The following is a 13,892-nucleotide window of genomic DNA, read 5'->3' on the forward strand; positions in this document are numbered from 1 at the left end:
TATGTGAAAACATATAAATCCTTATATATTAATCAAAAACCGCCCGAGGCTGCAGCCTCGGGCGGTTTTTTCCAGTCAACGCCATGCATATTCACGAAGAGCCTTGGCTACTCCGTCTTCACTATTGGAGTAGGTAACCGCGTTCGCTGCGCGTTTCACCTCATCAGGGGAGTTCCCCATCGCAATGCCCATGCCTGCAAATTCAAGCATCGTAATATCATTATAATAATTGCCTATGGCGAGAATTCGGCTGCGATCGATCCCTCTCATTTCAGCAAGCTGCTGCAATGCTCGTCCTTTACTCGCTTCTGGATGATGAACGTCAATAAAGAAATCCCCGCTTCGGATAAAGTGCAGCACCTTCGGCCACTCCGCCCATTCCGTCTGAACGTCATCCATCTTCTCCTTCGAGCCGAACATCGTAAATTTGACGAGCCCGCTCGGCAAGCCAAGCCGGAAATCCTGTACGGTCGGTCTTGCTTGATAATGTCCGTACATGACCTCTGCATCGGGAGTCATGCTTTCAACCATCATTTCAAACGCTGTGTTCAAATCAAAATGTATGCCGTTATCCCTGCAATAAGCGACATAGCTGAGCAAATGCTCCGGTACCATGTCAAACTGGTGAACAATGGTGTGATCGTCGGCATTGATCGTCGCAGCCCCATTATGGGTAATAACCGTCCCGTTTAGGCCAAGCTCCTTGAGTATCGGAAGCGCGCCGGATGGTCCCCTGCCCGTACACAGCACGATCTGAGCCCCCTTGTCTGCAGCCTCCTGAACCGATTCCTTTATAACTTCCGTTAACACATGGTCATCTCTTAACAGCGTTCCATCTACATCCAAAGCGATTAAATCATAATGCAAGCTCATTCTCCCACTCCCATTCCAATCTATCTCTGATCATGCTCTCTATATTGAACGATTATTTGCTTATCCAAAAAAAATCACTGCCCCGATCGCTTATGAGACCGCAGCAAATCCACTTCCTCTTCGGTCAGCTCCCGGTAAGAGCCTTCTGGAAGAGAATCATCTAATTGAAGAGGCCCCATGGCTACTCTTTTCAAATAAACGACCTGCTTGCCAACGGCTTCAAACATTCGTTTCACTTGATGAAACTTGCCTTCCATTATCGTAAGTGAAATTTCAGAATACATGCCATCCTCCCGCTGCTCATAGCGGCCAATCTGCAGCTTGGCAGGCATTGTCTCGTAGCCGTCATCCAGCGTAACGCCTGCATTGAATGCTTGCTTGTCATCATCGCCGACTTCACCTAGCACGAGCGCCTCATACGTTTTCTCGACATGCTTGCGCGGAGACAACAGCTCATGCGCCAATTGCCCGTCATTTGTCAGCAGCAGCAAGCCAACGGTATCCTTGTCCAGTCTGCCGACAGGAAATGGATCACGCAGACGGTCCTGAGGCTCCAGCAAATCAATCACCGTGCGTTCGCGTCCATCCTCTGTAGCAGAAATAACGCCTTGCGGCTTATTAAGCATGAAATACACGACATCCCGGTATATCACAGGCGTACCGTCGTACGTTACCTCTGCAGCATCAGGATCTACTATAAGACCGCTGTCCTTGACTAATCGACCATCTACGGCCACCATGCCCATCTTTACCGCCCTTTTAATTTCGCTGCGCGTACCAAGTCCCATATGCGCAAGCAGCTTGTCTACCCGTATTCGTTTGCCCATTCTACATCCATCTCCATCCAGCCGGCAGCTCGTTTTTGATCATGCCTCCAGCATATTTGCCCCATCCGATCGGAAATCCATCTGTACAAATCAGTACATAGCCTTTGGTACCGGCACCTGCTTGCACCTTCATGTCCGCTTCGCCCACAAACAAGGTTTCTCCTTTAAGAAAACGAAGCGTCTGTTCGTCGCTAGCGCTCCAGTTAACTGAACGTGCAGCTTCCTCCCTCGTTAACCCCATGGCAAGCGGATGCGACGGCTCGAACCGGCCTCTGGCTGCTTCTCCGACATACCAGCCTGCCCTAACGACACGCAGCCCGTCCAAGGCTGGCAGCTCGGCAGGCTGCAGATAAACACGCGATCCGAAGGCAACGGGCACGCCTGGCCAGCTCAAGGCGTTAACTGCGAATTGCTCGGCAAATTGGTACCATAGCTCAACCGGACTAGCTTCTTGTATTTGTGCAGCTTCACCTTCACGCCCTTTTGCGTCGGTTCGTTTCGGCTTGTTCCGCTCTGTCCCCATGTTTAGCCAATCATTCCTCGTCTGACGCTTAGCTGCGCGCCGCTCTTCTCTAGCATCCAGCTTCTTCTCGCGGTGCTTGCCTCCAGCGCTTAATGCATCCCGTTTAACGTTTGCTGCCATTGCAGCTCCGTTTATGCGCGGTCTTGCTGCAGCTGCGATTACTCCGCCTGCTGCTTCTTCCCTTTTCCCACTGCGGCCAAGCACAGCCACGTAATGTCCTTCTCCTTCAAGGCGATGCGGCCATAGCCTTACCGTTCCTTTAATGCTTTGCAATCGCTCTTCGCTTAGAAATTCGACATCTCCAGCTAAGTCGGCTCTGCCTGCCGCCAATCCATCGCTATGGGGAACAGCAATAATTGAAAAATCGGGGTGATCAACAAGAAAACGGGCTATCTGCTGCTCGTTTTCTTCCGGAGAGAAGGTACAGGTCGAATAGACCATCCTGCCTCCAGGTGCGAGCATTGCTGCCGCATGCTTCAATATATCATGCTGCATAATCGAACATCGCTGAATCGAATGTTTCTCCCATTCACCGATCATGGACTCGTCCTTTCGAAACATGCCTTCGCCTGAGCAGGGGGCATCTACGAGAATTCGGTCAAACCATTCCGTAAAAACAGCTGCAATCGCTTCTGGCTCCTCATTCAGCACAACGGCATTCCGAACGCCTGCGAGCTCGATATTTTTCGCCAGAGCCTTCGTTCTTTCTCGGGCATTGTCATTCGTCACGAGTACCCCGGAGCCTTGCAGCTTGCCAGCGATTTGAGTCGACTTGCCTCCAGGCGCCGCGCATAAATCAAGCACGCGATGTCCCGGCTGTACATCAAGCAGCTCTACTGGCGCCATCGCGCTTGGCTCCTGGATATAATAGAGCCCTGCATGATAATGAGGATGCTTGCCGGGGCGTTCACCCTCAGCATAATAGAGGCCATCCTCAGCCCAAGGGATCTGGCGAGTACCCTCACTCATCGGAGAAAGTTCTTTCCATTGCTTCACATCGAGCTTTAGCCGATTGATTCTCAGCCCATATACTCTCGGAGCGTCGTAGGATGACATAAATTTGTCATATTCTTCGCCTAGTATTTTTTCCATCTTTTCCGTGAAATTACGCGGCAGATTGCCGATCATGCTGTATTCCCCCTGCCAATTTTCTTCGATGCCCATCCTCTTACATACTGTAGTGTCTTTGTTATATAATATATTAAAGTAAGGACATGCCCTATTCGCAGGCTCGTCCAATATAAATCCGTTTCGGAGGTAGTCGCACCCATGAAAAAGAAGCAAAAAGTCAAAATGATCTATGTGTATATCGGAATCGTCGTCCTATTATTCGGCTTTATCTTCATCCTCAATAACAGTGGCAAGGTTAACGCATTATACGACAAAAAGGTGTCTGAGCTCAACCCTGCAACACGCAAGCAGCTTGACGATCCTAACTACCAGAATATCATATTGCCGGCTGTGTTGGATAAGAAGGTTGCCGACAAGGAAGATTTCTTTGTGTACCTTTTCGCCTCCGATTGCCCACATTGCCAAAAAACAACGCCGCAGCTCATGCCGCTTGTCAACGAGCTTGGCATTGATTTACCGCAGTTCAATCTAAGAGAATTCCCTTCATACTTTAACAAGTATCAGGTTGAATATACGCCAACGCTGGCCTACTTTAAAGACGGCGTTCAAGTGGACAAGATCGAGGGCGGACTCGCTGAGGAAGGCACAACCGGCTACAGCATAGATGATTTCAGAGCCTTTTTCAATAAATATTCAGGAGCTGAAGCCAATTGATGAAGCGTCAGCGCTTAACGGATGAACAGATCGCGCAGGAGCACCAACACTCCCGCGTTCGAGGCATCTTGTATGCTTTATTGCTCGCTTTCGCATTTATAACCCTGCTCACTGCATGCGGCCTCGCGGATGACGACAAGGCAGGCGCTGAGCATCAGCATGGCTCGGAAACTTGGCAAACGACGTCATCCTATGACGAGCTGCCGGCATTTCTATCCGATTATACGCCTCATACGAGCGAGCTGTACAAGGCGGTTCATGAACATGCTCACATTATGAGCGGTATTTCCTGCTACTGCGGATGCGCGGAAGGCGTTGAGGTAGAGAATCCGCATGATTCGCTCCTGCGCTGCTATGTGGCAGAGCATCCCGCTGATGAAGGCAGCGTCACGTGGACCAACCATAGTACGAGCTGCGGCATATGCAAGAAAGAAATGGAAGAAGTTATTGCTTTAAGCAAGCAAGGCAAAACTGCCGAAGAAATTCGCGAAACGATAGATGGCTTGTACAAGCCTAAGAAATCTGTCGAGTAGTTTTGCCGATTACGATGCACGAAGGGGCTGTCCAGCAGGTTACGTTAACCCTGCCGGACAGCCCCTTTTTCTTTCAACTAGCTCTGATTGCCCTTCTTTGCTTTGCCAATCGCTGCTTGAATATCAAGAGACAGCTGGTTCAGCTCGTGGTAATCCTCTTTCTCGAACTTCTCGTTGAATTTCATCTGGAACTGCGCAGCTTCACGGACGCGGTGATAGAAGTACAAGTCCTGAATGCCGTTGAGCACTTTGGAGACGACATTGGACTGCTCCTCGAACTCCGTCTGCGCATCGAGTATTTCTTTGCGTATGCTGGTCATTTCAGTATCCAGCTGCGATGCGGCCTCCGCTGCTTTTTTAAGCCGATCCCTAACATCCTCCGGCAGGCTCTCTTTAAACTTATAATTTAAGGAGTGCTCAATGGTTGCCCAGAAGTTCATCGCAAGTGTGCGAATTTGAATCTCCGCTAAGACAATCTTATAGCCAAGCGCGGTCTGTACCGGATATTCTACGATCATATGATAGCTCCGGTAGCCGCTGTCTTTGAAGTTAGTAATGTAATCCTTCTCGTATACAAGCGTAAGATCCTTTCGCGTGCGGATCAATCCTGCAACCCGATGGATGTCGTCCACGAATTGGCACATGATGCGAATGCCGGCAATGTCTTCAATGCCTGTGTCCAGCTGGTCAGAAGGCACATTCAAGCGCTTCGCTTTCTCCAATATGCTCGAAATTCGCTTTACCCGGCCGGTGACAAATTCTATAGGCGCATATGCTTCCCTTATCTTCAATTCAACCCGCATCGTCTTAAACTTTACTTTAAGTTCTTCAACCGCTTGTTCATAAGGCTGTAAAAAAAGATTCCAGTCTCTACCGTCCATCCGGCCGCCTCCTGTTCTTAAACGTGATCTGCTCCAACTGCATCGGCAATATTGCGGTAGCCATCCTTGCGTAAACATTCCTTCAACCCGCTCGTCAATTCACGGAGAACGCCAGGCCCTTTGTAGATCAGAGCCGTATAGATCTCAACAAGCGAAGCTCCGGCGCGGATTTTATCGTATGCGTCTTGCGCTGTAAAAATGCCGCCTGAGCCGATGATCGGCAGCTGGCCGCCAGTCTGGCGGTACACGGCGCGTATCACTTCTGTTGAGCGCTCACGAAGCGGCTTCCCGCTTAGGCCGCCCGTTTCCTTCGCGGAAGGATGCTGCAGCCCTGTCCGGGATAAGGTCGTATTCGTCGCTATAATACCCGATACGCCGCTCTCCATTATGGTAGCAACGGTAAGCTCCAACTGCTCGTTCGTCATATCAGGCGCAATTTTGACAAGCACCGGCTTGGCTTTTGCTCCTATTTTCGCCGCTTGTGTGTTTATTTCCTTTTTTACGGCGGCGAGTAAATTTCTCAGCTCTTCTCCATGCTGCAAATCCCGCAAATCAGGCGTATTAGGCGAGCTGATATTCACGACGAAGAAGTCTCCATATGTATACAAGTCCCGAATGCAGGTTTGGTAATCCTCATGAGCTAGTTCATTCGGCGTCATTTTGTTTTTACCGATGTTGACCGCGATTGGAATGCGGTTTATTTTGCGTTTGGACAGCTTCTCCGCCATTGCGGCCGTACCTTCATTATTGAATCCCATTCGGTTGATAAGCGCCTCGTCTGAAGGAAGGCGGAATAATCGGGGCTGCTCGTTACCAGCTTGTCCCTTCGGCGTTACCGTTCCTACCTCTGCAAAGCCGAAGCCAACGCTCGAGAAGCCGTCAACGGCTTTGCCGTTTTTATCTAACCCGGCAGCTAGTCCCACTGGGTGTGGGAATCGAAGTCCGAATCGTTCAGTTGCAAGCTCAGGCGACTCTGCTACGCCATACATCGCATGCATAATACCATTCAAGCCAGGCACAGTTCCGCCGGCTGCCAAGCCATCGATGACGAGATGATGGGCCTTCTCCGGGTCCATTTGAAAAAAAATCGGTTTTAAAATTGAAGAATAAAGCAACTTACCCACTCCGATCTCAGTTGTATGTTCTACATGACAGTTTATCTTTTTTGCAGCAAAAAGAAAAGAGCCTGCACGCAAGGTGCAAGCGTCTGTTATATTGCGGCTTGTCTAGAAAACGATTACAATGAGAACATATTCATTATTATTCCGAAATAGAGAGGTTGATTGTCGATGAGTTCACCCAAAAGAAAACCAGCAACAATGAAAGCAAAGCCCAAGGATGAGGTAAACAAAAAAGCGCTTGTTTGGATCGGCTCAATCGTTGGCGTTGTTATCATTGCAGTAGCTCTGCTTCTAGTTTTCACTTCGTAAGCCTCTTACGTCAACCATTTATAAACTTTCGCGGGATTGGTTTCATTCTGACTTGGCTCCAGCTCGAAGCGTTCCTTTGGCTGCTGCAGCTTGTTTGGAAGCGTCCCGTTTTTTATTTGCACGATCGTTCCCAGCGGTACCATATCGAACAGCTCCTCAACATCCTCCTTGCCCATACGGACACAGCCAAGCGATTCGTCTTTCCCGATGCTGTCAGGTTCATCCGTACCGTGGATCGCATACAGCGTACCAGATAATGTCATGCCTCGACTCCCGAAATCCCCATCATCACGCCCGTTCGGATTCCGTACCTTCTCGCTAATATAGAAGCTGCCTTCCGGTGTTTCCTCGCCGCCAAGTCCTACCTTATAGCTGCGAACGATTATATCCCCCTGTACGACCGCAAGCCGATGCGTAGATTTATCCACGACGATTGAAAGCGGCGCACTCCATTGCTTATCGAGAATGCCATTGCTGCCGACAATAGACTGCGCTTTAGGCTTCTCGGGTTGAGCAGGCTCGCTGTCCGTTTCGGTAGACGCAGGCAAATTCCCGCTTCCGCCGCTTGACTTCGCGGCTTTGAGCTTCTTAAGAACGTCAGGGAACATAGCTCTCATTCCTTCTCGTTCTCCAGCGATTACGTTGTTTGGATACGGCTGTATGAGATCATCGAGCCGCTGCGGCCATTTCTTATATTTCCGCTCATAATGAAAGACTGCGCTTGCCAGGGTCCAATGCGTCTCCTGCTGCTCCTGCCACTCCAAATATTGCGCTTCGGCAGCCGAAGCATCGGTCGGCTCACATGAGCATGTGAGACTGTCCAGCATATCCACGTCGAGCTTGCCGTTCAACTCTTCCCTCTCAACAGCCATAAGCAGCCTTGTATTGCCTTTCCAATGCCGCCAGCCTGTATCTTCCTCCAACCTGGCAGCATACGTAAGCTGCGGCGCTTCCTTGCCTGCTGCAACCAAGCTGTTCCAAGCGCTGCCTATCGGATTCCTCTCTTTTCGAGGAATGAATACAACGCCAACAGGCGGCCTGCTGCTATTTACGGCAATGACAGGCTCAGATGGCTTCGGGATATATTGTGCACCGTTCGCAGGAGCCAGCACCGCTAACAGCAGGAGCAATGCTGCTAAAGCAGCCGTTTTTCGAAGGAGTCTTTTCTTTCGCTGGCGTTGGCCCCATTCCTTGACGAGCAGCAGCTGGCTTTCCGACAACGGGTGACTTTCATGCTCGAAAGCGTCATATACTTCTCCAGCTTGCAGGAAGCAGTAATTTGCCTTCCCTTCTTTGCCTGCTTGCAAATATTGCTTGCCAAGCAAATACCACCCCATCTGGTTATCGGGGTGCTGCTTTACAAATTGCTTCAAATAAAATATGTCTTCTGGAGAGTCCATCCCCCATCCTCCCAACATGTGGCATATCCACTTTATCGGCAGAATGGCTGCTTGATTGTATCCCAACCGTATGATGCATGTCGCAGAAAAGAAAAAAGCTCTCAATCGCTTATATAAAAGCGAAAAAGAGCTTCTTCGTTGAACAGTTCCTAGTAATTGAAAGGTACATCTGCGATTTTGATTGAATCCGTAGGACAGCCGTCAGCCGCATCCTGCAAATCATCAAACATATCCTCTGGAATCTCAGTGTTTCCTGTGTTACCGTCTGCTTTATAAATAACCTCTGCAAGACCTTCGTCGTCATAGTCATAAATGTCAGGTGCAGTAGCTCCGCAAGCTCCACAAGCGATGCACGTATCTTTCTCAACCCAAGTAAACTTACCCATGGAAATTCCCTCCCAAATAAATATATACGGTATAATCTCGTCTCTGATCAGTCAAGCTTCATTCATCAATATATAACAAAGTATCATCCTTTTGCAAGGATGTACCCCGAATTCGTTTATTCCTAATTAAGGTTGAAGGGTCATCTCCGAGCATCCCCGCGGTCAATACTGCGTCCTCTCCGTATTTGTCGCGCAGCGTATCCATCGCCTTCGTGAGCGCCTCTTTGCGGGGCTGCTGCTCGTAGCTGAACAAATCAAGCTGCAGTGCCGAATCATCAAGCAGCGACAGGTTCTGGAGCGTCACGCCGAGCAGGCGAATCGGTTCTCCAAGCTTCCAATGCTTGTCAAAAAGCCTGCACGCCTCCTTGTAGAAATCCTCGGATGTTTGCGATGGCGCAGCCATCGTATGGGAGCGAGCTATCGTCGTCATATCCGGCTTGCGAATCGTAAGCTGGACGGTGGTAGCGACCATCTTCTGCCTGCGCAACCTGCGCCCCGTCTGGTCTGCCAGGTTGAGCAGCACGCGGTATACGTCCTCGCGAGCAGTTAGGTCGCTCGGCAGCGTCGTAGTATGTCCGATAGATTTGTTTCGTTCCCGGTTAGGATTTACCTCAGAGTGGTCAAGCCCGTGCGCAGCTGATTTCATCCATGATCCAACGACGCCAAAATGCTTATTCAGCATCATTTCGTCGCTTGCAGCAAGCTGGCCGATCGTCCGAATGTTAAGCTTCGTGAGTTTGTCGGCTGTTTTCTTGCCAATGCCGAACAGCGTATCGCAGGATTTATCCCAAAGGACGTTTTTCACATCGCGGATCCGCAGCACGGTAAGTCCATTAGGCTTCTTCATGTCGGACGCCATCTTCGCAAGCAATTTATTCGGCGCAAGCCCAATGGAGCATGGCAGCGACCATTCCGATAGGATTCTCTTCTGGAGGGTTTCCGCAATTTCAAGCGGCGAGCCGAACATTTTGGAGCCTGTAATATCCATATAGCATTCATCGATCGATACGGCTTCCACGAGCGGCGTGAATTGCCTGGCGATGGCCATAAAGCCATGTGAATATTTTCGGTATAAGGTAAAGTCCGGTTTTATTAATATAAGCTCCGGACACAGTTGTAGTGCCTGTCTTACCGTCATTCCCGTCTTAATTCCTTTGCTTCGCGCCGTATAGGAGCATGTGACTAGAATACCCTTTCGCTGCTCAACGCTACCAGAGACCGCCGTCGGTCTGTTCGCGTATTTCTCCGGCTCCTCAGCCTCATGCACCGAGCAATAAAAAGCGTTCATATCTAAATGTATAATAACGCGGCCCTTGGCCGGATAATGCTCGTTCACATTCGTCATGGGTCTAATATTCACCGCCTATTCCTTGCAAAAAGCCTACATAAGCTTGCCCACCACAAGCATACAATTCCAGTAGGGTCAAGTCAACGACAGGGAAGTTAGCCTACAAAAATTACTTTTTCCCCTCTACTTTCGTTCGGACAAGTGTTATAATAGTAAATTATGATTTGAAAAGGCTATTAATGAAGGAGGCGTCCCGTTAATGACAACAAACATTTCCATATTTGATACGACGCTGCGTGACGGTACACAAGGTGAAGGGATTAGCCTGTCAGCGGATGACAAATTAAAAATCGCCCAGAAGCTCGACGCGCTCGGCGTTCATTATATTGAAGGCGGCAACCCAGGAAGCAACAGCAAAGACATTGAGTTTTTCCAACGGATCAAAGCATTCAACCTGAATGCCAAAATTACCGCATTCGGCAGCACCCGCCGAAAGAACAGTCTGGCTGAGCATGACGCGAGTCTGGTTCGCATCGCCGAATCCGGCGTTCCTGCCGCAACCTTGGTAGGTAAATCCTGGGATTTCCACGTACATACCGCACTGCAAACAACATTGGAGGAGAACCTATCGATGATCTACGATTCGGTAGCTTTTCTGAAGCAGAACGGCATGGAAGCTTTATTCGACTCCGAGCATTTCTTCGACGGCTATAAGAACAATCCCGAGTACGCGATTGCGGTACTGAAGAAAGCACAGGAAGCTGGCGCGAATTGGCTCGTCCTTTGCGATACGAATGGCGGCACGCTTCCAAGTGAAATCCATGAGATCGTTTCCCGCGTCAAGCAAGAACTTGTGACGCCAATCGGCATCCATACGCATAACGACTGCGAGCTCGCAGTCGCTAATTCACTGGCCGCTGTTCAAGCAGGCGCACGTCAAGTACAGGGTACGATTAACGGATACGGCGAACGCTGCGGCAACGCGAATCTTTGCTCGATTATCCCGAATTTGCAGATCAAGATGAAATACGATGTGCTGTCAGACGACCAGCTCCGGACGCTAACGAGCACGGCTCGTTATGTTAGCGAAATTGCAAATGTCCATATGCCCGTGGGTCAAGCTTATGTTGGCAATGCAGCATTCGCGCATAAAGGCGGCATACACGTATCTGCGATTATGAAGGATTCCAAAACTTACGAGCATATCCAGCCCGAGCTCGTCGGCAACAAGCAGCGCATTCTTGTGTCTGAGCTTGCGGGACAAAGCAATATTATTTCCAAAGCCCAAGAGCTAGGCCTAGACGTGAATGCTAATAATGAGAAGACTAAACAGATTATGGACCAGATCAAGGAGCTTGAGCATCAGGGCTATCAATTCGAAGGTGCGGACGCTTCACTTGAATTGCTGCTGCGCGAGGCATTCGGCGGCGAGGTTAAAGAGGTATTCAAGGTAGAATCCTTCAAAATGCTTGTAGAGAAAACAAACGGGCAGATGATTTCTGAGGCGATCGTCAAGATCAATGTCGGAGGCCAGCAGGTTTATACCGCAGCTGAAGGCAACGGACCGGTAAATGCGCTCGATAACGCTCTCCGGAAGGCGTTGGTGCAGTTTTATCCTAAGATTGAGAGTATCCACCTCTCCGATTACAAAGTGCGTGTAATCGACGAGAAGGACGCCACAGCAGCTAAAGTACGTGTGCTTATCGAGTCCACTGGACTTGATAATACGTGGAGCACGGTCGGTGTTTCCAATAACGTGATTGAAGCCAGCTGGGAGGCGCTCGTCGACAGCATCCGATATGCCCTTCTCAATATGGTCAAAATCGACAACGCGCATGTTGATCCGCTTGATCGGATTGGGCTCGTTAATCATTAATGCAAAAGGCAGTCCCGAATTCGACTTCGGAACTGCCTTTTTACTTTGTTGCCGCTTATGCTTACCATTATGCATAAACGAAATAAAAGGCGTCTCCAGCAGATCTTCTCGATCATCGGAGACGCCTTTATTCCTTACATCCACTTCTCAATCAGCCGCTGCCATTCTTCATAAGGGATAACGCCGTTAATGCGTTCCCTTATGACTCCGTCTCCGTCAATTAGAAACGTCGTTGGAAACGTGTCTACCTTATACTCCTTCGTTACATCCCCTACACGGTCCATCAGAATCGGAAACGTAAACTCATGCTCATTCACGAAATCTCTTGCAGCCCGCTCTTTATCGTATTTCGTCGCATTGACGCCATACAGCTGCATAGCATCTCCATATTCCTCATGCAATCGCTGCAGATCTGGAGCCTCCAGCTCGCAAGGGCCGCACCAAGAAGCCCAGAAGTTAACGAACGTAAGCTTGCCTTGCTTACCGCCAACCTCATAAGATTGTTCATCCAACGCCGGCAGCTTAAACGCGGTTGCCTCGAACCCCGCTTTTGGTTTGAAATCCGAGGAAGGAGCCGCAAGCGTAACCGATTCCTTATCATCCGTTCTATATTGAAACACAGCTAATCCAGCAAACAGCAGCGCAATGGTAAAAAGCGTAATGACGCGTTTCATGTTGTACCTTCCTTCTCTCGCAATTTCATACTCACTTATGGCTTCATCGTAACACGCACGTTATGGAAGCTCAAGGACCGTAGCCGATTAGCCACTAAAACGTCAATTTTTCACGGGTTGCAGGATTCTTTCTCGCACTATTATCGGTTAATTCGCAATCGTTCATACGCAGGCTCCTGCCTGATTCGCGCATTTCATCTGAATTCGCTATACTAATCACATCTATATAAAAAAGAAGGAGGCATCGATATGAATACACCCTATGCCCAAGAATTCATTACACAATTAGCTTACGAGAATCTCGTGAGCATCTGTTTGGATGCTAAGCCTCGCGAGGCTTGCGGTATTCTAGCCAGCAGCATCGCCGAAGGAGCAGCAGGCGACAAGGTCATTGTCGACACCGTCATCCCAATAACCAATATACATATTGATCCAACGCACTCCTTCACCTTTGATCCATCCGAATGGACGGCAGCTTATTACAGCATGCAAAAAAACCGACAATCGCTTGTCGGCTTGTTCCATTCCCATCCGCGTACCGATCCCATCCCGTCTTCTAGCGACTCTGAGGGCTTCCTGCCTGCGTCTGAGCTTTCTTATTGGATTGTATCTTTGCGAAACAGCGAAAAGCCTGAGATTAAGCCATACCGCCGCATAGACGGACAGTTTATTCCGCTCGAGCTAGTGCTTGCTTAAATAAGCATACAAATCTCCAAGCGTCGTAATATTCCGCTCGAGAATCCGTGCCAAATAATTTTGCCAAAGCTTTGCCGTCATAATCGAATCCTGTAGCGCGTGATGCCGTTCCGTGATCGGAATACAGCAGCTGTCTAACAAGTCATCCAGACTGTAACCGTCAAGGTTCGGCTCCAGCCACTTGGCCACCATCATCGTATCCAGAACCCTATGGTTCAAGTTCACCTTGGAGGTTCTCCAAAGTGCAGCGTTTAAAAACTGCTTATCATGTCCGGAAGCATGGGCGATAAGCAATCTTCTTCCGACAAATTCCATGAAGTCATGCAGCACTTGCATTAAGTCTGGAGCATCCTGTACCATTTCATTCGTAATGCCAGTCAATTCAATGATTGCTTTCGGAATTTTACGTTTTGGATTGACAAGGCTATAGAACGTTTCACTCTCGTCAACCTCGCCTCCACGCAGCAATACGGCACCGAATGAAATAATCTCATCCCCATTGTTCGGGTAGAAGCCCGTAGTCTCCAAATCAAATACAACGACCTCAAGCTCTTTCAGCGGCATGTCGAACATGGACTGCTTGCGCTGCTCTTTATTGACATTTCGAATAAACGCCATTTGCTGCGCATTTTGCGAGCCTAGCATAGAAGCGATGGCAGGCGTAAATCCTCCCATTTTGTATAGGTTCCACATACGACCGACGCCTTTTTGTTCTTTCAT

General features: G+C 49.3%; 15 protein-coding genes. 5 read left to right on the forward strand and 10 right to left on the reverse strand.

What is annotated here, in order from left to right; all coding sequences use genetic code 11:
* Positions 1 to 75: 75 nt before the first annotated feature.
* From AB4Z29_RS06595 to AB4Z29_RS06605, 3 genes are all read right to left on the reverse strand, one after another.
* Positions 76 to 873: a Cof-type HAD-IIB family hydrolase gene (locus AB4Z29_RS06595; protein ID WP_441942267.1), complete on the reverse strand. Its 798-nt coding sequence runs from the start codon at positions 871 to 873 to the stop codon at positions 76 to 78.
* 74 nt (positions 874 to 947) lie between these two features.
* Positions 948 to 1,700, reverse strand: coding sequence for a pseudouridine synthase (locus AB4Z29_RS06600; protein ID WP_441942268.1), 753 nt, complete (start codon positions 1,698 to 1,700; stop codon positions 948 to 950).
* 1 nt (position 1,701) lies between these two features.
* Complete coding sequence (locus tag AB4Z29_RS06605) at positions 1,702 to 3,387, reverse strand: RsmB/NOP family class I SAM-dependent RNA methyltransferase (RefSeq protein WP_441942269.1); 1,686 nt, start codon at positions 3,385 to 3,387, stop codon at positions 1,702 to 1,704.
* 105 nt (positions 3,388 to 3,492) lie between these two features.
* On the opposite strand from AB4Z29_RS06605, the gene AB4Z29_RS06610 reads away from it, so the two are divergent.
* Both AB4Z29_RS06610 and AB4Z29_RS06615 read left to right on the forward strand, forming a co-directional pair.
* Positions 3,493 to 4,008 carry a thioredoxin family protein gene (locus AB4Z29_RS06610; protein ID WP_441942270.1) on the forward strand — a complete coding sequence of 172 codons (516 nt, stop codon included), beginning with the start codon at positions 3,493 to 3,495 and terminating at the stop codon, positions 4,006 to 4,008.
* Positions 4,008 to 4,541, forward strand: coding sequence for a PCYCGC motif-containing (lipo)protein (locus tag AB4Z29_RS06615; RefSeq protein ID WP_441942414.1), 534 nt, complete (start codon positions 4,008 to 4,010; stop codon positions 4,539 to 4,541). The genes AB4Z29_RS06610 and AB4Z29_RS06615 overlap by 1 nt, the downstream gene beginning before the upstream one ends.
* Positions 4,542 to 4,618: 77 nt before the next feature.
* On the opposite strand, the gene AB4Z29_RS06620 is transcribed toward AB4Z29_RS06615, so the two are convergent.
* Together AB4Z29_RS06620 and AB4Z29_RS06625 are read right to left on the reverse strand one after the other, a co-directional pair.
* Positions 4,619 to 5,422 (reverse strand): GTP pyrophosphokinase, encoded by an 804-nt coding sequence (locus AB4Z29_RS06620; RefSeq protein ID WP_441942271.1) that lies wholly within the window; start codon positions 5,420 to 5,422, stop codon positions 4,619 to 4,621.
* 17 nt (positions 5,423 to 5,439) lie between these two features.
* Positions 5,440 to 6,537: a quinone-dependent dihydroorotate dehydrogenase gene (locus AB4Z29_RS06625; RefSeq protein ID WP_441942272.1), complete on the reverse strand. Its 1,098-nt coding sequence runs from the start codon at positions 6,535 to 6,537 to the stop codon at positions 5,440 to 5,442.
* Between the two features lie 174 nt (positions 6,538 to 6,711).
* On the opposite strand from AB4Z29_RS06625, the gene AB4Z29_RS06630 reads away from it, so the two are divergent.
* The gene (locus tag AB4Z29_RS06630) at positions 6,712 to 6,852 is read left to right on the forward strand and encodes a hypothetical protein (protein WP_183559925.1); all 141 of its coding nucleotides are present in this window, start codon (positions 6,712 to 6,714) and stop codon (positions 6,850 to 6,852) included.
* Positions 6,853 to 6,857: 5 nt separating this feature from the next.
* Here AB4Z29_RS06630 and AB4Z29_RS06635 read toward each other — a convergent pair whose 3' ends face one another.
* The 3 genes from AB4Z29_RS06635 to AB4Z29_RS06645 all read right to left on the reverse strand — a co-directional run bounded on the left by AB4Z29_RS06635 (position 6,858) and on the right by AB4Z29_RS06645 (position 9,983).
* Complete coding sequence (locus AB4Z29_RS06635; RefSeq protein ID WP_441942273.1) at positions 6,858 to 8,252, reverse strand: L,D-transpeptidase; 1,395 nt, start codon at positions 8,250 to 8,252, stop codon at positions 6,858 to 6,860.
* Between the two features lie 149 nt (positions 8,253 to 8,401).
* Positions 8,402 to 8,638 carry a ferredoxin gene (locus AB4Z29_RS06640; RefSeq protein WP_183559929.1) on the reverse strand — a complete coding sequence of 79 codons (237 nt, stop codon included), beginning with the start codon at positions 8,636 to 8,638 and terminating at the stop codon, positions 8,402 to 8,404.
* Positions 8,639 to 8,696: 58 nt separating this feature from the next.
* Positions 8,697 to 9,983: a DNA polymerase IV gene (locus tag AB4Z29_RS06645; protein ID WP_441942415.1), complete on the reverse strand. Its 1,287-nt coding sequence runs from the start codon at positions 9,981 to 9,983 to the stop codon at positions 8,697 to 8,699.
* Positions 9,984 to 10,185: 202 nt separating this feature from the next.
* On the opposite strand from AB4Z29_RS06645, the gene cimA reads away from it, so the two are divergent.
* Positions 10,186 to 11,802 carry a citramalate synthase gene (cimA, locus tag AB4Z29_RS06650; protein WP_441942274.1) on the forward strand — a complete coding sequence of 539 codons (1,617 nt, stop codon included), beginning with the start codon at positions 10,186 to 10,188 and terminating at the stop codon, positions 11,800 to 11,802.
* Positions 11,803 to 11,936: 134 nt separating this feature from the next.
* Here cimA and AB4Z29_RS06655 read toward each other — a convergent pair whose 3' ends face one another.
* A complete protein-coding gene (locus AB4Z29_RS06655; protein WP_441942275.1) occupies positions 11,937 to 12,476 on the reverse strand; it encodes a TlpA family protein disulfide reductase in 540 nt (179 codons plus the stop codon).
* Between the two features lie 249 nt (positions 12,477 to 12,725).
* Between AB4Z29_RS06655 and AB4Z29_RS06660 the strand changes: the two genes are divergently transcribed.
* Positions 12,726 to 13,172: a Mov34/MPN/PAD-1 family protein gene (locus AB4Z29_RS06660; RefSeq protein WP_441942276.1), complete on the forward strand. Its 447-nt coding sequence runs from the start codon at positions 12,726 to 12,728 to the stop codon at positions 13,170 to 13,172.
* Here the strand turns inward: AB4Z29_RS06660 and AB4Z29_RS06665 are convergent.
* Positions 13,158 to 13,892 (reverse strand): 3'-5' exonuclease, encoded by a 735-nt coding sequence (locus tag AB4Z29_RS06665; protein WP_441942277.1) that lies wholly within the window; start codon positions 13,890 to 13,892, stop codon positions 13,158 to 13,160. The two genes, AB4Z29_RS06660 and AB4Z29_RS06665, sit on opposite strands and share 15 nt — an antisense overlap.

The sequence above is a fragment of the Paenibacillus sp. 2TAB23 genome (assembly GCF_052115165.1).
In the GTDB taxonomy this organism is placed as follows: Bacteria; Bacillota; Bacilli; order Paenibacillales; family Paenibacillaceae; genus Pristimantibacillus.

Coding starts and splice junctions, on each gene's coding strand:
- AB4Z29_RS06635 (WP_441942273.1), bottom strand. CDS start 8,252: ATGGACTCTCCAGAAGACATATTTTATTTGAAGCAATTTGTAAAGCAG.
- AB4Z29_RS06665 (WP_441942277.1), bottom strand. CDS start 13,892: ATGAAAGAACAAAAAGGCGTCGGTCGTATGTGGAACCTATACAAAATG.
- cimA (WP_441942274.1), top strand. CDS start 10,186: ATGACAACAAACATTTCCATATTTGATACGACGCTGCGTGACGGTACA.
- AB4Z29_RS06620 (WP_441942271.1), bottom strand. CDS start 5,422: ATGGACGGTAGAGACTGGAATCTTTTTTTACAGCCTTATGAACAAGCG.
- AB4Z29_RS06630 (WP_183559925.1), top strand. CDS start 6,712: ATGAGTTCACCCAAAAGAAAACCAGCAACAATGAAAGCAAAGCCCAAG.
- AB4Z29_RS06615 (WP_441942414.1), top strand. CDS start 4,008: ATGAAGCGTCAGCGCTTAACGGATGAACAGATCGCGCAGGAGCACCAA.
- AB4Z29_RS06600 (WP_441942268.1), bottom strand. CDS start 1,700: ATGGGCAAACGAATACGGGTAGACAAGCTGCTTGCGCATATGGGACTT.
- AB4Z29_RS06655 (WP_441942275.1), bottom strand. CDS start 12,476: ATGAAACGCGTCATTACGCTTTTTACCATTGCGCTGCTGTTTGCTGGA.
- AB4Z29_RS06605 (WP_441942269.1), bottom strand. CDS start 3,387: ATGGGCATCGAAGAAAATTGGCAGGGGGAATACAGCATGATCGGCAAT.
- AB4Z29_RS06640 (WP_183559929.1), bottom strand. CDS start 8,638: ATGGGTAAGTTTACTTGGGTTGAGAAAGATACGTGCATCGCTTGTGGA.
- AB4Z29_RS06610 (WP_441942270.1), top strand. CDS start 3,493: ATGAAAAAGAAGCAAAAAGTCAAAATGATCTATGTGTATATCGGAATC.
- AB4Z29_RS06645 (WP_441942415.1), bottom strand. CDS start 9,983: ATGACGAATGTGAACGAGCATTATCCGGCCAAGGGCCGCGTTATTATA.
- AB4Z29_RS06660 (WP_441942276.1), top strand. CDS start 12,726: ATGAATACACCCTATGCCCAAGAATTCATTACACAATTAGCTTACGAG.
- AB4Z29_RS06595 (WP_441942267.1), bottom strand. CDS start 873: ATGAGCTTGCATTATGATTTAATCGCTTTGGATGTAGATGGAACGCTG.